Source organism: Filibacter tadaridae (genome assembly GCF_900609045.1).
GTDB classification, from domain to species: Bacteria; Bacillota; Bacilli; order Bacillales_A; family Planococcaceae; genus Sporosarcina; species Sporosarcina tadaridae.
This window is the reverse complement of record NZ_UXAV01000012.1, coordinates 13,271-29,668: the sequence shown is the minus strand read 5'-3', so window position 1 is coordinate 29,668 and position 16,398 is coordinate 13,271. Positions and strand designations below refer to the sequence as shown.

Annotated in this window: 27 protein-coding genes; all 27 read left to right on the top strand. The window is 43.1% G+C overall.

What is annotated here, in order from left to right:
* Positions 1 to 47: 47 nt before the first annotated feature.
* The 27 genes from rpsL to FILTAD_RS00350 all read left to right on the top strand — a co-directional run bounded on the left by rpsL (position 48) and on the right by FILTAD_RS00350 (position 16,125).
* Positions 48 to 470, top strand: coding sequence for a 30S ribosomal protein S12 (gene rpsL / locus FILTAD_RS00480; protein ID WP_124068540.1), 423 nt, complete (start codon positions 48 to 50; stop codon positions 468 to 470).
* Positions 471 to 532: 62 nt separating this feature from the next.
* A complete protein-coding gene (gene rpsG / locus FILTAD_RS00475) occupies positions 533 to 1,003 on the top strand; it encodes a 30S ribosomal protein S7 (RefSeq protein WP_124068539.1) in 471 nt (156 codons plus the stop codon).
* A 51-nt stretch (positions 1,004 to 1,054) separates the two neighbouring features.
* Positions 1,055 to 3,133, top strand: coding sequence for an elongation factor G (gene fusA / locus FILTAD_RS00470; RefSeq protein ID WP_124068538.1), 2,079 nt, complete (start codon positions 1,055 to 1,057; stop codon positions 3,131 to 3,133).
* Between the two features lie 134 nt (positions 3,134 to 3,267).
* On the top strand, positions 3,268 to 4,455 hold the full coding sequence (gene tuf, locus FILTAD_RS00465; RefSeq protein ID WP_124068537.1) for an elongation factor Tu: 1,188 nt from the start codon (positions 3,268 to 3,270) through the stop codon (positions 4,453 to 4,455).
* A gap of 480 nt (positions 4,456 to 4,935) precedes the next feature.
* Entirely contained in the window at positions 4,936 to 5,244 is a 309-nt protein-coding gene (gene rpsJ / locus FILTAD_RS00460; RefSeq protein ID WP_067204744.1) for a 30S ribosomal protein S10, read from the top strand.
* A 43-nt stretch (positions 5,245 to 5,287) separates the two neighbouring features.
* Positions 5,288 to 5,917 (top strand): 50S ribosomal protein L3, encoded by a 630-nt coding sequence (gene rplC / locus FILTAD_RS00455; RefSeq protein WP_124068536.1) that lies wholly within the window; start codon positions 5,288 to 5,290, stop codon positions 5,915 to 5,917.
* A gap of 25 nt (positions 5,918 to 5,942) precedes the next feature.
* Positions 5,943 to 6,566: a 50S ribosomal protein L4 gene (gene rplD / locus FILTAD_RS00450; RefSeq protein WP_124068535.1), complete on the top strand. Its 624-nt coding sequence runs from the start codon at positions 5,943 to 5,945 to the stop codon at positions 6,564 to 6,566.
* Positions 6,566 to 6,850 carry a 50S ribosomal protein L23 gene (gene rplW, locus FILTAD_RS00445; RefSeq protein ID WP_124068534.1) on the top strand — a complete coding sequence of 95 codons (285 nt, stop codon included), beginning with the start codon at positions 6,566 to 6,568 and terminating at the stop codon, positions 6,848 to 6,850. The genes rplD and rplW overlap by 1 nt, the downstream gene beginning before the upstream one ends.
* A 46-nt stretch (positions 6,851 to 6,896) precedes the next feature.
* The gene (gene rplB, locus FILTAD_RS00440; protein WP_124068533.1) at positions 6,897 to 7,727 is read left to right on the top strand and encodes a 50S ribosomal protein L2; all 831 of its coding nucleotides are present in this window, start codon (positions 6,897 to 6,899) and stop codon (positions 7,725 to 7,727) included.
* Between the two features lie 60 nt (positions 7,728 to 7,787).
* A complete protein-coding gene (gene rpsS, locus FILTAD_RS00435) occupies positions 7,788 to 8,066 on the top strand; it encodes a 30S ribosomal protein S19 (RefSeq protein ID WP_124068532.1) in 279 nt (92 codons plus the stop codon).
* A 19-nt stretch (positions 8,067 to 8,085) separates the two neighbouring features.
* Positions 8,086 to 8,430, top strand: a complete 345-nt coding sequence (rplV, locus tag FILTAD_RS00430; protein ID WP_124068531.1) for a 50S ribosomal protein L22 — start codon at positions 8,086 to 8,088, stop codon at positions 8,428 to 8,430.
* Positions 8,431 to 8,433: 3 nt separating this feature from the next.
* On the top strand, positions 8,434 to 9,096 hold the full coding sequence (gene rpsC / locus FILTAD_RS00425; protein ID WP_124068530.1) for a 30S ribosomal protein S3: 663 nt from the start codon (positions 8,434 to 8,436) through the stop codon (positions 9,094 to 9,096).
* A 1-nt stretch (position 9,097) separates the two neighbouring features.
* The gene (gene rplP / locus FILTAD_RS00420) at positions 9,098 to 9,532 is read left to right on the top strand and encodes a 50S ribosomal protein L16 (RefSeq protein ID WP_124068529.1); all 435 of its coding nucleotides are present in this window, start codon (positions 9,098 to 9,100) and stop codon (positions 9,530 to 9,532) included.
* A complete protein-coding gene (gene rpmC / locus FILTAD_RS00415) occupies positions 9,522 to 9,722 on the top strand; it encodes a 50S ribosomal protein L29 (protein ID WP_009499049.1) in 201 nt (66 codons plus the stop codon). The genes rplP and rpmC overlap by 11 nt, the downstream gene beginning before the upstream one ends.
* Before the next feature lie 17 nt (positions 9,723 to 9,739).
* Positions 9,740 to 10,003, top strand: coding sequence for a 30S ribosomal protein S17 (gene rpsQ, locus FILTAD_RS00410; RefSeq protein ID WP_124068528.1), 264 nt, complete (start codon positions 9,740 to 9,742; stop codon positions 10,001 to 10,003).
* Between the two features lie 47 nt (positions 10,004 to 10,050).
* Positions 10,051 to 10,419: a 50S ribosomal protein L14 gene (rplN, locus tag FILTAD_RS00405; RefSeq protein WP_124068527.1), complete on the top strand. Its 369-nt coding sequence runs from the start codon at positions 10,051 to 10,053 to the stop codon at positions 10,417 to 10,419.
* A 36-nt stretch (positions 10,420 to 10,455) separates the two neighbouring features.
* Positions 10,456 to 10,767, top strand: coding sequence for a 50S ribosomal protein L24 (gene rplX, locus FILTAD_RS00400; protein ID WP_124068526.1), 312 nt, complete (start codon positions 10,456 to 10,458; stop codon positions 10,765 to 10,767).
* A gap of 27 nt (positions 10,768 to 10,794) precedes the next feature.
* Entirely contained in the window at positions 10,795 to 11,334 is a 540-nt protein-coding gene (rplE, locus tag FILTAD_RS00395) for a 50S ribosomal protein L5 (RefSeq protein ID WP_124068525.1), read from the top strand.
* 19 nt (positions 11,335 to 11,353) lie between these two features.
* On the top strand, positions 11,354 to 11,539 hold the full coding sequence (rpsN, locus tag FILTAD_RS00390) for a 30S ribosomal protein S14 (protein WP_124068524.1): 186 nt from the start codon (positions 11,354 to 11,356) through the stop codon (positions 11,537 to 11,539).
* Between the two features lie 30 nt (positions 11,540 to 11,569).
* Positions 11,570 to 11,968: a 30S ribosomal protein S8 gene (rpsH, locus tag FILTAD_RS00385; protein ID WP_124068523.1), complete on the top strand. Its 399-nt coding sequence runs from the start codon at positions 11,570 to 11,572 to the stop codon at positions 11,966 to 11,968.
* A 30-nt stretch (positions 11,969 to 11,998) separates the two neighbouring features.
* A complete protein-coding gene (gene rplF, locus FILTAD_RS00380) occupies positions 11,999 to 12,538 on the top strand; it encodes a 50S ribosomal protein L6 (RefSeq protein ID WP_124068522.1) in 540 nt (179 codons plus the stop codon).
* Positions 12,539 to 12,571: 33 nt separating this feature from the next.
* Entirely contained in the window at positions 12,572 to 12,934 is a 363-nt protein-coding gene (gene rplR / locus FILTAD_RS00375) for a 50S ribosomal protein L18 (protein WP_124068521.1), read from the top strand.
* A 22-nt stretch (positions 12,935 to 12,956) separates the two neighbouring features.
* Entirely contained in the window at positions 12,957 to 13,457 is a 501-nt protein-coding gene (gene rpsE, locus FILTAD_RS00370) for a 30S ribosomal protein S5 (RefSeq protein WP_124068520.1), read from the top strand.
* A 13-nt stretch (positions 13,458 to 13,470) separates the two neighbouring features.
* Positions 13,471 to 13,653 (top strand): 50S ribosomal protein L30, encoded by a 183-nt coding sequence (rpmD, locus tag FILTAD_RS00365; protein WP_124068519.1) that lies wholly within the window; start codon positions 13,471 to 13,473, stop codon positions 13,651 to 13,653.
* A gap of 32 nt (positions 13,654 to 13,685) precedes the next feature.
* Entirely contained in the window at positions 13,686 to 14,126 is a 441-nt protein-coding gene (rplO, locus tag FILTAD_RS00360; RefSeq protein ID WP_124068518.1) for a 50S ribosomal protein L15, read from the top strand.
* Positions 14,126 to 15,418: a preprotein translocase subunit SecY gene (gene secY / locus FILTAD_RS00355; RefSeq protein WP_124068517.1), complete on the top strand. Its 1,293-nt coding sequence runs from the start codon at positions 14,126 to 14,128 to the stop codon at positions 15,416 to 15,418. Before rplO ends, secY begins: the two co-directional genes overlap by 1 nt.
* A 56-nt stretch (positions 15,419 to 15,474) precedes the next feature.
* Positions 15,475 to 16,125, top strand: coding sequence for an adenylate kinase (locus FILTAD_RS00350; RefSeq protein WP_124068516.1), 651 nt, complete (start codon positions 15,475 to 15,477; stop codon positions 16,123 to 16,125).
* Positions 16,126 to 16,398: the final 273 nt, after the last annotated feature.

The following is a 16,398-nucleotide window of genomic DNA, read 5'->3' as shown; positions in this document are numbered from 1 at the left end:
CTGGATGTGTGGTCTTACAAAAAGAAGAATGAAGGGAGGACAAACCGATGCCTACAATTAATCAATTAGTCCGTAAACCACGTAAACCTAATGTGGAAGGATCTAAAGCACCAGCACTCGGAAAAAGCTATAACAGCTTTAAAAAGTCAATGACAGACGTGAACTCACCACAAAAACGGGGTGTTTGTACACGTGTTGGAACGATGACACCGAAAAAACCAAACTCGGCACTACGTAAATATGCACGTGTTCGTTTGACTAACTCAATGGAAGTCAACGCATACATCGGCGGAGAAGGTCACAACCTTCAAGAGCATAGTGTTGTACTTATTCGCGGAGGACGCGTAAAAGACTTACCAGGTGTTCGTTACCACGTTGTTCGTGGAGCGCTCGATACAGCTGGCGTTACAGGTCGTTTGCAAAGCCGTTCTAAATACGGTGCTAAAAAGCCTAAAGAAAAGAAAAAGTAATTTCGAAAGTTTTTAGGCGGACATCCGCTTAAAAACTATATACCCGAAAGGAGGAAAACAACATGCCACGTAAAGGCCCAGTTGCTAAACGCGACGTACTTCCGGATCCTATTTATAATTCGAAGCTCGTCTCACGTCTCATCAATAAAATGATGGTTGACGGTAAAAAAGGTACATCACAAAAAATCCTCTATGGTGCGTTCGAACTTGTAAAAGAACGTTCTGGCAAGGATCCAATCGAAGTATTTGAAGCTGCACTAAATAACGTAATGCCTGTACTTGAAGTACGCGCACGTCGTGTAGGTGGAGCAAACTATCAAGTACCAGTAGAGGTTCGTCCTGAACGTCGTACTACACTTGGACTTCGTTACCTTGTGAACTACTCACGCACACGCGGTGAAAAAACGATGGAAGAACGTCTTGCGAATGAAATCCTTGACGCTTCTAACAACACAGGAGCATCTGTGAAACGTCGTGAAGAAATGCACAAAATGGCGGAAGCTAACAAAGCATTCGCTCACTATCGCTGGTAAGCTCAAGGAAATCATTGAGACTCTAATCCGACATGGAAGGAGATATACAAAATGGCTAGAAAGTTCTCCTTAGAGAATACTCGTAATATTGGTATCATGGCCCATATCGATGCTGGTAAAACAACAACGACTGAGCGGATCCTTTACTACACAGGCAGAATCCACAAAATAGGAGAAACGCACGAAGGTGCATCTCAAATGGACTGGATGGAGCAAGAGCAAGAGCGTGGTATCACAATCACTTCCGCTGCAACAACTGCAGAATGGAAAGGCCACCGCGTTAACATCATCGATACACCTGGTCACGTAGACTTCACAGTTGAAGTTGAACGTTCACTTCGTGTACTTGATGGAGCTGTAACGGTTCTTGACGCGCAATCAGGCGTTGAGCCACAAACAGAAACGGTTTGGCGTCAAGCAACAAACTACGGCGTTCCACGTTTGGTTTTCATTAACAAAATGGATAAAATGGGAGCAGACTTCCTTTATTCAATCAAAACACTTTATGACCGTCTGGATGCAAATGCTCATCCAATTCAATTGCCGATGGGTGCTGAAGACGATTTCGTAGGTATTATCGACTTGGTTGAAATGCAAGCGTCATTCTATCCCGATGAAACAGGCATGAATGCCGAAGTAAGAGAAATTCCTGAGGAATACAAAGCGCAAGCAGCAGAATACCGCGATAAATTGGTTGAAGCGATTGTTGACTTTGATGAAGTTCTTATGGAAAAATATCTTGGCGGTGAAGAAATTACGATTCCGGAACTGAAAGCTGCAATTCGTAAAGCAACACTTGCAGTTGAATTCTATCCAGTCGTATGCGGTACTGCTTTCAAAAACAAAGGTGTACAACTTGTTCTTGATGCGGTAATCGACTACCTTCCATCACCACTTGACATTCCTCCTATGAAAGGGATCGATCCTGATACTGAAGAAGACATCGAACGTCACTCAAGTGACGAAGAGCCATTCTCGGCACTTGCCTTCAAAGTAATGACAGATCCTTACGTAGGTAAGCTAACGTTCTTCCGTGTGTATTCTGGTATTCTTCAATCAGGATCATACGTTCAAAACTCTTCTAAGATGAAGCGCGAACGCGTAGGACGTATCCTACAAATGCACGCTAACTCACGTGAAGAAATTGCAGAAGTACATGCGGGTGAAATCGCTGCTGCGGTTGGCCTTAAAGATACAAGTACTGGCGACACACTATGTGACGACAAAGCACTAGTTATCTTGGAACGTATGGTATTCCCAGAACCGGTTATCTCTCTTTCTGTTGAGCCTAAAACAAAAGCGGACCAAGACAAAATGGGTCAAGCTCTTGCTAAGCTTCAAGAAGAAGATCCGACATTCCGTGCACATACAGACCAAGAAACAGGCGAGGTAATCATTGCAGGTATGGGTGAGCTTCACCTTGATATCCTAGTTGACCGTATGCGCCGTGAATTCAACGTGGAAGCAAACGTTGGGGCGCCACAAGTGTCTTATCGTGAAACATTCCGTAAATCAGCTGAAGTCGAAGGTAAATTCGTACGTCAGTCTGGTGGACGTGGTCAATTCGGGCACGTTTGGATTGAGTTCTCTCCAAACGAAGAAGGAAAAGGCTTTGAATTCGTTAATAACGTTGTCGGCGGTGTAGTACCACGTGAATACATCCCTGCTGTTGAGGCTGGTCTTCGTGACTCACTTGACAACGGTGTAGTCGCAGGCTACCCATTAATCGACATTAAAGCACGTCTATATGATGGTTCTTACCATGATGTTGACTCCAACGAAATGGCGTTCAAAATCGCTGCTTCAATGGCGCTTAAAAATGCAGTATCTAAAGTAGATCCAGTAATTCTTGAGCCAATGATGAAAGTCGACGTCGTCATTCCTGAAGAATACATGGGAGATATCATGGGGGACATTACATCTCGTCGCGGACGCGTAGAGGGAATGGAAGCGCGTGGAAATGCGCAATCCGTTAGTGCGATGGTTCCACTTGCTCAAATGTTCGGTTATGCAACTGCACTACGTTCTAACACGCAAGGTCGCGGAGTATTCTCCATGGTGTTCGACCACTATGAAGAAGTTCCAAAATCAATTGCTGAAGAAATTATCAAAAAAAACAAAGGTAGCTAATTGCAATTAGCCCTTGTTTCCAGAATGAATAACTTGTAAGATATAGGTGATTGGAGGAAGCTTACTCCAATGCCTATAGCTATATAGAAAAAACGAAACAAAATAATCTTATATATCTTGAGGAGGAACTCATAATGGCTAAAGAAAAATTTGACCGCTCCAAATCCCATGCCAACGTTGGAACAATCGGCCACGTTGACCATGGTAAAACAACACTAACTGCTGCAATCGCAACTGTACTTGCAAAAAGATCGGGCGGAACAGCGAGATCTTACGCCGATGTAGATAACGCACCGGAAGAAAAAGAACGCGGTATCACAATCAATACATCACACGTAGAATACGAAACTGCAACACGTCACTACGCACACGTTGACTGCCCAGGTCACGCCGACTATGTTAAAAACATGATTACTGGTGCAGCGCAAATGGACGGCGGGATCCTAGTTGTTTCTGCAGCTGACGGCCCAATGCCACAAACACGCGAACATATCCTTCTTTCTCGTCAAGTTGGTGTTCCTTACCTAGTTGTCTTCATGAACAAATGTGACATGGTTGACGACGAAGAACTTCTTGAACTAGTAGAAATGGAAATTCGCGACCTTCTTTCAGAGTATGAATTCCCTGGCGATGACATTCCTGTTATTAAAGGATCTGCTCTTAAAGCACTTGAAGGCGAAGAAGCATGGGAAGATAAAATTGTTGAGCTTATGGCTGCAGTTGATGAATATATCCCAACACCACCACGTGATACTGAAAAACCATTCATGATGCCAGTTGAGGATGTATTCTCAATCACTGGTCGTGGAACAGTTGCAACAGGACGCGTAGAACGTGGACAAGTTAAAGTAGGAGATACTGTAGACATCATCGGTATCGTTGAAGAACCAAAATCTACAACTGTTACAGGTGTAGAAATGTTCCGTAAACTTCTTGACTATGCAGAAGCTGGCGACAACATCGGTGCACTACTTCGTGGTGTAGCACGTGACGATATCCAACGTGGACAAGTTCTTGCGAAACCAGGTACTATCGTTCCGCATACTCAATTCACTTCTGAAGTATATGTTCTTTCTAAAGAAGAGGGTGGACGTCACACTCCATTCTTCTCTAACTACCGTCCGCAGTTCTACTTCCGTACAACGGACGTAACTGGCGTTATCCAGCTTCCAGAAGGCGTAGAAATGGTTATGCCTGGCGATAACATTGAAATGACAGTAGAATTGATTGCTCCAATCGCTCTTGAAGAAGGTACGAAGTTCTCTATCCGTGAAGGTGGACGTACTGTAGGCGCTGGCGTTGTAGCAACAATCACAAAATAATTGCTATCCCTTTAAATCCCGTCCACTGTGGCGGGTTTTTTTGTATTTTGAAGATTAAAGACCTGATTCACATCTGTTATCATCCAAGCCGGCAATGTCTGTGACTGCGAACGTCACAGCTTGTTCAGTCCCCGTAACGACTGGTAGCCTACTTGAGGAATAACGCATCATTAGATAGAAAGTAATGTATAAGATGTCGATCCTGCAATTCAAATAAACAAAGACAATAAGTTTTGACTTTTCGGATCATTAGCTAGGCTATTGCATTTTAATAGGATTCGAATTACAATTAAAAAACCGAGAAAAGAATTTCGCCAAAAGACTTGCGTGATTCTTTTTTTGTGTGTATAATATTGAATGTTGGTCTTTGACTGCGATGAAGCGAGAGGTTGCCGACACACCCGGCCGCTTTGCCATGGCATGTGTGTGGGAAATTTTCGCGGAGAATGTCTAGAAAATAGGCGAAAGGGAGGGAAAATAATGGCAAAACAAAAGATTCGTATTCGTTTGAAAGCATATGATCATAGAATTTTGGATCAATCAGCTGAAAAGATCGTAGAAACAGCAAAACGTTCAGGAGCAAGCGTATCGGGTCCGATACCACTTCCAACTGAAAGAACTGTTTACACGATTTTGCGTGCGGTGCATAAATACAAGGATTCACGCGAGCAGTTTGAAATGCGTACTCATAAACGTCTTATCGATATCGTTAACCCGACACCACAAACTGTCGATGCGTTGATGAAACTCGACTTACCGTCGGGCGTTGACATTGAAATCAAACTTTAATAGCTAAACAATAAAACTAATAGTATATCAGGAGGTGTAACTAATGACCAAAGGAATCTTAGGAAGAAAAGTCGGTATGACGCAAGTTTTTGCTGAAAACGGCGATTTAATCCCTGTTACTGTAATTGCAGCTGCTCCAAACGTTGTCCTTCAAAAGAAGACACAAGAAACGGATGGTTACTCTGCAATCCAGCTTGGATTTGATGACAAGCGCGAAAAGCTAGCTAACAAACCTGAAAAAGGCCACGTAGCAAAAGCTGAAACGACACCTAAGCGCTTCATTCGTGAATTCCACGAATTGGACGTTAGTGCGTACGAAGTAGGACAAGAAGTTAAGGTTGATACATTTGCCGAAGGCGATATTGTCGACATTACAGGTAAAACAAAAGGTAAAGGTTTCCAAGGTGTTATTAAACGTCACGGTTACTCACGCGGGCCAATGACACACGGTTCACGTCACCACAGAGCACCAGGTTCAATCGGTTCAGTTGATGCACAACGTGTATTCAAAGGGAAGAAAATGCCTGGACGTATGGGTGGCAAAAGAGTAACGATTCAAAACCTTGAAATTGTACGAGTTGACGTTGAACGTAACTTGCTACTTGTGAAAGGTAACGTTCCAGGAGCACGCAAATCACTTGTACAAGTGAGAAGTGCCATTAAAGGGAACTGACCATTAAAGAAAGGAGGAAATTGGAATGCCTAAAGTAACACTATTAAACCAAACAGGTTCTTCTGTTGGCGATATCGAGTTAAGCGACAAAGTTTTTGGTATCGTACCAAATGAAGCAGTCCTATTTGAAGCAATTGTTCAACAACGTGCTTCTTTACGACAAGGTAATCACAAAGTGAAAAACCGTTCGGAAGTTGCCGGTGGTGGACGTAAACCATGGCGCCAAAAAGGGACAGGCCGTGCTCGTCAAGGTTCGATCCGTTCACCACAATGGCGTGGAGGCGGTATCGTCTTTGGACCAACACCGAGAAGCTACAGCTACAAATTGCCGAAAAAAGTTCGGAGACTTGCTCTTCTTTCAGCTCTTTCATCGAAAGTGCTTGAAGAAAAAATCGTCGTATTAGAAGGACTTGCATTTGATGGCATCAAAACGAAAAACTTCATTCAGGTATTGAATGATCTTTCGATTGAGAAAAAGGCATTGATCGTCACTGCTGACAACGATGAAACAGTAGCATTGTCTGCTCGTAACATTCCTGGTATCAGTGTTGTCACAGCAAACGGTGTCAATGTTCTTGACCTTGTTGCACATGACAAACTTGTTATGACAAAAGCAGCAGTTGAAAAATTAGAGGAGGTGCTTGGTTAATGGAATCACGTGATATTTTAAAACGTCCGGTCATTACCGAGCGTTCTTCCGAACAAATGGAATTCAAAAAGTACACTTTTGAAGTAGACACGCGCGCTAATAAAACACATATTAAGCAAGCGGTTGAAGAAATCTTCGGAGTACAGGTTGCGAAAGTCAACGTTCAGAACTACAAAGGTAAGTTCAAGCGTATGGGTAAGCATGCCGGTTATACAAACAAACGCCGTAAAGCGATTGTTACACTAACAGCTGATTCAAACGACATCGAAATCTTCGGAATGTAAGTTGAATTCAGCAATGCAATGATATTATTAAAAGGAGGGAACACAAATGGCGATTAAGAAATACAAACCTACCTCCAACGGACGTCGTAACATGACTACTTCTGACTTTTCCGAGATTACAGCTAGTAAGCCGGAAAAATCATTACTTTCACCGCTTAAGCGGAAAGGCGGCCGTAACAACACAGGTAGGATTACCGTTCGTCACCAAGGTGGAGGCCATAAGCGCCAATACCGCGTCATCGATTTCCAACGTCGGAAAGATGGCATACCTGGACGCGTTGCTACGATCGAATACGATCCAAACCGTTCAGCAAACATCGCACTTATCAATTACGTAGACGGAGAAAAACGTTACATCCTAGCACCGAAAGGTCTTAAAGTAGGAGCTACAATCATGTCAGGTACAGAAGCTGACATTAAAGTAGGTAACACACTTCCTCTAGAAAACATCCCAATGGGTACTACAATTCATAACATCGAATTGAAGCCAGGTAAGGGTGGACAACTTGTACGTTCAGCAGGGACATCTGCACAATTACTTGGTCGCGAAGGCAAATATGTACTTGTACGTTTGCAATCCGGAGAAGTACGCATGATTCTTGCAACTTGCCGTGCTACAGTTGGTCAAGTTGGTAACGAACAACATGAACTTATCAACATCGGTAAAGCAGGACGTTCACGTTGGATGGGTAAACGCCCAACAGTACGTGGTTCTGTTATGAACCCTAACGATCACCCACACGGTGGTGGTGAAGGTCGTACAGGTATCGGTATGAAATCTCCAGTTACGCCTTGGGGTAAACCGACTCTTGGCTTCAAGACACGCAAGAAAAACAACAAATCCGACAAGCTTATTGTTCGTCGTCGTAAAAAATAATGTCAATGCACTGCGGTTCAATGATTGGGCCGTAGTACAAACATGGAGGGAGGTTCAGACATGGGCCGCAGCTTGAAAAAAGGACCTTTTGTAGATGATCATCTTATGAAAAAGGTAGAAGCACAAAAAGAATCCGAGAAAAAACAGGTGATTAAAACCTGGTCACGCCGTTCAACAATCTTCCCGACATTCATCGGAATGACGATTGCTGTCTACGACGGTCGTAAACACGTACCTGTCTACGTAACTGAAGACATGGTAGGACACAAACTTGGTGAATTCGCACCGACACGCACATATAGAGGTCATGGTGCCGACGATAAGAAAACAAAACGCTAATTGAGAGGAGGTTATTCTGATGCAACAAGCAAAAGCCATCGCCCGCACAGTCCGTATTGCTCCTCGCAAAGTCCGTTTAGTCGTTGATCTTATCCGGGGCAAGAAAATCGGCGAAGCTATCGCGATTCTACGTTTGACGCCGAAAGCGGCATCTCCGGTTGTAGAAAAAGTATTGAAATCAGCGATTGCAAATGCTGAACACAATTACGAAATGAATGTCGAAAATCTTATTGTTAGCGAAGTATTCGTTGACGAAGGTGCGACAATGAAACGTTTCCGACCACGCGCACAAGGACGTGCAAGTGCAATTAATAAACGTACGAGCCACATTACTGTCGTGGTATCAGAAAAAAAGGAGGGATAATCCGTGGGTCAAAAAATACATCCTAACGGTTTACGGGTCGGTATCATCCGTGACTGGGAGTCGAAATGGTATGCTGAAAAAGACTATGCGACTCTTCTGCACGAAGATTTAAAGATCCGTGACTTCATCGAAAAACGTCTTGTAGACGCATCTGTTTCTAAAGTAGAAATTGAGCGTGCTGCTAAACGGGTTAATATTACGATTCACACTGCAAAACCAGGTATGGTTATCGGTAAAGGTGGTACTGAAGTGGAAGCACTTCGTAAACAACTTAACGATATCACTGGCAAGCGTGCACACATCAACATCATTGAAATTAAACGTGCAGATCTTGACGCGAAATTGGTTGCAGAATCAATCGCACGTCAATTAGAAAGCCGTGTTTCATTCCGTCGTGCACAAAAACAAGCGATTCAACGTACAATCCGTTCTGGTGCTAAAGGTATTAAAACACAAGTATCAGGTCGTCTAGGCGGAGCAGATATTGCTCGTGCTGAACACTATAGTGAAGGTACTGTCCCTCTCCATACATTACGTGCGGATATTGACTATGCACACGCTGAAGCAGATACAACTTACGGTAAGCTTGGCGTTAAAGTATGGATTTACCGTGGAGAAGTCCTTCCAGTGAAGAAGAAGAAGAACTCTGAGGAAGGAGGCAACTAATATGTTAATGCCTAAACGCGTTAAATATCGTCGAGTATTCCGTGGTAAAATGCGCGGAACAACAAAAGGCGGATCATCTGTTCAATTCGGTGAATTTGGTCTACAGGCTTTGGAATCTTCATGGATTACAAACCGTCAAATCGAATCAGCTCGTATTGCGATGACACGTTACATGAAACGTGGCGGTAAAGTATGGATCAACATTTTCCCGCACAAACCATATACGAAGAAGCCTCTTGAAGTCCGGATGGGTTCCGGTAAGGGTGCTGTAGAAGGCTGGGTTGCTGTAGTTAAACCTGGTAGAGTCATGTTTGAAATCGCAGGTGTTTCGGAAGAAGTTGCTCGTGAAGCACTCCGCCTTGCATCTCACAAACTTCCTATCAAGAGTAAGTTTGTAAAACGTGAAGAAATTGGTGGTGAATCTAATGAAAGCTAAAGAAATCCGTGACTTGACGACTGCAGAGATTGAGCAAAAAGTGAAATCACTGAAAGAAGAGCTTTTCAACCTTCGCTTCCAATTGGCGACAGGCCAATTAGAAAACACTGCACGCATTCGGGAAGTTCGTAAATCCATTGCGCGCATGAAAACTGTAATACGTCAAAGAGAAATCAGTGCAAATAACTGATGAAGGAGGTTGCAGCCATGACTGAGCGTAACCAACGCAAAGTATATACAGGCCGTGTAGTATCCGACAAAATGGATAAAACAGTTACTGTAATGATCGAAACGCAAAAGAAGCATGCTAAATACGGCAAACGTGTGAAGTATTCTAAAAAGTTCAAAGCACATGATGAATTGAATGACGCGAAAATCGGCGATATCGTCCGTATTATGGAGACTCGTCCATTATCAGCGACAAAACATTTCCGCCTACTCGAAATCGTCGAAAAAGCGGTCATCATCTAATTTTACTTAATTACGTTCGGAGATAGATCCGGGAGGAGGTAGCCTCAATGATTCAACAGGAAAGTCGTATGAAAGTCGCCGACAATTCAGGCGCTCGCGAAGTTTTAACAATTAAAGTACTAGGCGGTACAGGTCGTAAAGTAGCTAATATCGGCGATGTAGTTGTCTGTACAGTGAAAAAAGCAACACCAGGTGGCGTTGTCAAGAAAGGTGAAGTCGTCAAGGCTGTTATCGTCCGCACGAAAAGCGGAGTTCGCCGTAAAGACGGTTCATATATTACTTTTGATGAAAACGCATGTGTTATCATCCGTGACGACAAGAGCCCACGTGGAACTCGTATTTTCGGACCAGTTGCACGCGAACTTCGCGACAGCAACTTTATGAAAATCATTTCACTTGCTCCAGAAGTACTTTAATTCATAAGACAGTGCCAATCAAGGAGGTGCGACAGAATGCATGTAAAAAAAGGCGATAAAGTTATGGTCATCACTGGGAAAGACAAAGGTAAAACCGGTGTGATTCTTGCTGCTTATCCAAAAAAAGATCGTGTGCTAGTTGAAGGTGTTAACATCGTCAAGAAACATATGAAACCAAACCAAGAAAACCCACAAGGTGGAATTGTTAGCTTGGAAGCAACTATTCATATATCAAACGTCATGCTAATCGATCCTAAAACAGGCGAGCCAACTCGCGTTGGATACAAGTTCGAAGATGGCAAAAAAGTTCGTGTTGCTAAAAAATCCGGTGAAAACCTGGATAAATAAGCAACTTGATGAAAGGAGGTCCAACAAATGAGCCGTTTTAAAGAGAAGTTCAAAAGCGAAGTCACTCCTGCTCTTATGAGCAAGTTTGAATATACATCAGTAATGCAGGTGCCTAAAATTGATAAGATTGTTATCAACATGGGTGTTGGTGATGCTGTACAAAACACGAAAGCACTAGATGCTGCAGTGGAAGACTTAACAATTATTTCTGGTCAAAAACCAGTTGTTACAAAAGCGAAGAAATCAATCGCTGGATTCCGTCTACGTGAAGGAATGCCTATCGGTACGAAAGTTACATTGCGCGGTGAGCGTATGTATGAATTCCTCGATAAGTTGATTTCGGTTTCATTACCTCGTGTACGTGACTTCCGTGGTGTTTCTAAGAAAGCATTCGACGGTCGCGGTAACTATACACTCGGCGTAAAAGAACAACTAATTTTCCCTGAAATTGATTATGATAAAGTTTCTAAAATACGCGGTATGGATATCGTCATCGTTACGACTGCAAACTCTGATGAAGAAGCACGTGAGTTATTGACGCAGTTCGGCATGCCGTTCCAAAAGTAAATAAGAGGGAGGCGTAAACGTGGCTAAAAAATCAATGATCGCTAAACAACAACGTACACCTAAGTTCGAAGTGCAGGCATACACACGCTGTGAGCGTTGTGGTCGTCCGCATTCCGTATATCGTAAATTCAAGCTTTGCCGTATTTGTTTCCGCGAACTAGCGTACAAAGGACAAATTCCCGGCGTTAAAAAAGCCAGCTGGTAAACCCCTAAATTTGGGAAGGAGGTAAATGGAATGACAATGAGTGATCCGATCGCAGATATGCTTACACGCATCCGTAACGCGAACATGGTTCGTCACGAGAAGCTTGAAGTACCTGCTTCAAACATGAAAAAAGAAATCGCTGAAATCCTGAAACGTGAAGGTTTCGTTCGCGATGTTGAATATGTAAAAGATAGCAAACAAGGTATCATTCGCATTTTCTTGAAATATGGTCAAAACAACGAGCGCGTTATCACTGGTCTTAAGCGTATTTCAAAACCTGGTCTTCGTGTTTACGCTAAAATGGACGAAGTACCTAAAGTTTTGAATGGTCTTGGAATCGCCCTCGTTTCTACATCACAAGGCGTCCTTACTGATAAGGAAGCACGTGCTAAACAAGTAGGCGGAGAAGTAGTAGCTTACGTTTGGTAATTCGCAACAAATGAATGGAGGTGCAATTGAATGTCCCGTATTGGCAAAAAGCCGGTAGAGGTTCCAGAAAACGTGACTGTTACAATTACAGAAGGCAACTTCGTCACTGTTAAAGGACCGAAAGGCGAACTTACAAACACTTTTAACAAAGACATTAAAATAGAGCAAGAAGGCAACGAGATTACATTCACACGTCCTTCAGAATCTAAAGATCATCGTTCAATCCACGGAACGACACGTTCACTACTTAATAACATGGTGGTCGGCGTTTCTACAGGCTTCGAACGTAAGCTTGAACTTGTTGGTGTAGGATACCGTGCACAATTACAAGGTACAAAACTTGTATTGAATGTTGGCTATTCTCACCCAGTTGAATTCACACCTGAAGATGGTGTTGAAGTTGAAGTTCCTGCAAACACAAAAATTACTGTACGCGGTATTAATAAAGAACACGTTGGTGCTCTTGCATCCAATATTCGACAAGTACGTCCACCAGAGCCTTATAAAGGTAAAGGGATTCGCTACGAAGGCGAACAAGTACGTCGTAAAGAAGGTAAAACAGGTAAATAATGCCGCATAAGGCATCCGGAAGGAGTGACCACGATGATCACGAAACAAGACAAGAACGCTACTCGTAAAAAACGTCATGGCCGTGTACGCGCTAAAATCAGCGGTACAGCAGCTCGTCCACGTTTAAACGTATACCGTTCAAACAAACATATCTATGCACAATTAATCGATGATGTTAATTCAGTAACGATTGTAAGTGCTTCTACAATGGACAAAGATTTCGAATCTGAGTCTAAAGGAGATACTACAGCAGCTGCTAAAATCGGAGAAATGATTGCAAAAAAAGCTGTCGAAAAGGACGTCGAGGCGGTTGTATTTGACCGTGGCGGTTACCTATATCACGGCCGTGTGAAGGCTCTTGCGGAAGCAGCTCGTGAAAACGGTCTGAAATTTTAATTGAGAAGGAGGGACACATTTCATGCGTCGTAATGATCAAAACAAAAGTGAATTCGAAGAACGCGTAGTTACAATCAATCGTGTAGCTAAAGTCGTTAAAGGTGGACGTCGTTTCCGTTTCACAGCTCTTGTTGTAGTTGGAGACAAAAATGGACGTGTCGGTTTTGGTACTGGTAAAGCACAAGAAGTTCCGGATGCGATCCGTAAAGCTATTGAAGATGCGAAGAAGAACTTAATCGTCGTACCAATGGTAAAAGGAACAACTCCACACGAAGTACTTGGACATTTTGGTGCAGGATCAATTCTCATCAAACCAGCAGCACCAGGTACTGGAGTTATAGCTGGCGGACCTGTCCGTGCGGTACTTGAACTTGCAGGCATCACGGATATCCTTTCAAAATCTCTTGGTTCAAGCACACCAATCAACATGGTACGTGCTACTATCGAAGGTTTGAGTAGGCTGAAACGCGCACAAGATGTAGCTAAATTGCGCGGTAAATCCGTAGAAGAACTGTTAGGTTAAGGGGGGAAACACAATGGCTAATAAACTTGAGATTACCCTTACAAAAAGCCTCATTGGGGCAAAGCCAGCGCAACGCAAAACAATGCAAGCGCTTGGATTACGTAAATTGAACCATACAGTGGAACACCAAGATAATGTCGCTATACGCGGCATGATCAATAAAGTAGACCACTTAGTTTCTGTTAAGGAACAATAAGCAAGATTTTTGAATAAGGAGGTGCTACGAAGATGAAATTACATGAAATGAAACCGGCAGCTGGATCCAGGAAAGTCCGCAAACGTGTTGGACGCGGAATGGGTTCTGGTATGGGTAAAACTTCTAGTAGAGGTCATAATGGTCAAAATTCACGTTCGGGCGGTGGTGTACGTCTAGGATTCGAGGGTGGTCAAATACCTTTCTTCCAAAGACTACCTAAGCGCGGATTCACGAACATAAACCGTAAGGAATATGCAATCGTAAATATCGATACACTTAATCGCTTTGATGAAGGTACAGAAATTACACCTGCACTACTAATCGAGTCAGGTATCGTGAGCAACGCTAAATCTGGTATTAAGATTCTTGGTAACGGAACGCTTGAGAAAAAGATTACTGTCAAAGCTCATAAATTCTCTGCCTCTGCTAAGGAAGCAATCGAGAAAGCGGGCGGGCAAACCGAGGTGGTTTAATGTTTAAGACAATCTCCAACTTTATGCGTGTTAGAGATATCAGGTCTAAAATCATTTACACATTACTTGTGCTCATCGTCTTTCGTTTAGGAACTTTTATTCCAGTTCCGAACGTTGACGCAACGGCTTTGCAGCAATCCGATAATAGTCTTATTGGGTTTATGAATACTTTTGGCGGGGGTGCCCTTGCCAACTTCTCTATCCTAGCGATGGGGATTATGCCATACATTACAGCGTCCATTATCGTGCAATTATTGCAGATGGATGTTGTTCCGAAATTTGCCGAATGGGCGAAACAAGGCGATGTCGGAAGACGGAAACTTGCACAGTTCACAAGGTATTTCACAATTGTCCTAGCTTTTATACAAGCAATTGCCATGTCATACGGATTTAACCGGATGTACGAAGGCTCATTGATAAAAGCTGAAGGCGTTTCGACATATATTGTCATCGCGATCGTATTGACGGCAGGTACTGCATTTCTTCTATGGCTTGGCGAGCAGATTACAGCAAAAGGCGTTGGTAACGGTATTTCCATTATCATCTTTGCCGGAATTGTTGCCGCTATCCCGAATGCAGTCAACCAACTTTACGCAACTCAGATCCAGGATGCGGGCGAAGCATTGTTTATAAAACTTGCGATTATGGCTCTTTTACTCCTTGCGATCATTGCGATAACTGTCGGGGTTATCTACGTACAAGAAGCATTACGTAAGATTCCGATCCAATATGCGAAGCGTGTCTCAGGACGGGGTCAAACGACTTCCAGCCAACAGACACACCTACCATTGAAATTAAATACAGCAGGGGTTATTCCGGTAATCTTCGCTGCTGCATTTTTCATGACACCCCAATCAATCGTAACGTTTTTTGGGACAAATAGTGTAACAACGACAATTACAAACGTATTCGATTACACGAAGCCGATTGGGATGGTCCTATACATTGCACTAATCATTGCATTCACTTATTTCTATGCATTCATTCAAGTGAATCCAGAGAATATGGCGGATAATTTGAAAAAACAAGGTGCTTATATTCCAGGTATCCGTCCAGGTCAGAACACACAAAATTACTTAACCAGTACTTTGTATAGACTGACGTTTGTAGGATCGATATTCTTAGCAGTTGTCTCAGTTATGCCGATTTTCTTTATCAGCTTTGCCAATTTACCGCAATCTGCACAAATCGGAGGAACAAGTTTGCTAATCGTTGTCGGAGTTGCTCTGGAAACGATGAAACAACTCGAATCACAACTCGTTAAGAGGCATTATAAGGGCTTTATGAAGTAAGCTTCACGGGGGATCATCTCCCCGTAAGGCGAATATGAAGATGGAGGGCAAGACGTATGAATATCGTATTAATGGGTCTGCCAGGAGCCGGTAAAGGTACACAGGCAGATAAAATAGTCGAAAAGTACGAAATCCCTCATATTTCTACAGGCGATATGTTCCGTGCTGCAATTGAAGAAGGCACGGAACTTGGAGTTAAAGCAAAGTCATTCATGGATCAAGGTTCACTTGTTCCCGATGAAGTGACAATCGGAATCGTACGTGAACGATTAAGCAAATCCGATTGCGATAAAGGCTTTTTACTTGATGGTTTCCCGCGCACTGTTCCTCAAGCGGAAGCGCTTGATGGGATTTTGACGGACTCAGGTCGAAAGATTGAACACGTACTTAATATCCAAGCAGAGATGGAAGAACTTATCACTAGGTTATCAGGACGTTGGATCTGTAAAGAATGCGGTACTTCATATCACACAAAATTCAATCCACCAAAGGTTGAAGGGAAATGTGATAAGGACGAAAGCAATCTTTACCAACGGGCCGATGACAATCCGGAAACTGTCGCAAAACGTCTGGAAGTAAATATGAATCAAACAACACCTCTTCTGGCTTTTTACAATGCCAAAGGCGTGTTGACAAATATTGATGGCCAACAGGACATTGATGTTGTTTTCAAAGAGTTGGATGCAATCCTTACTGGAAACAGATAAGGTGTGCCAAGCTTGGACATCCTTAGGTTTTCGCGAGAAAAAAACGTTTCAACGAGTTGCAAAAGCACAAGATACCCGGTATAGGAACTAGTCGGAGTTCGACGGGAGTAAAGTTCTGGAACTTACTAAATGCATTTTTTATTAGCTATATGTATACTGTATTTAGTTGAAGGAACGATATAAAACAACTGGGAACTCATCCACGGCAATCCGGACGGTCGTGTCTATTACGATGCGATATTCCCAACAGGAAGTCGAGGACGGACTTGCGGG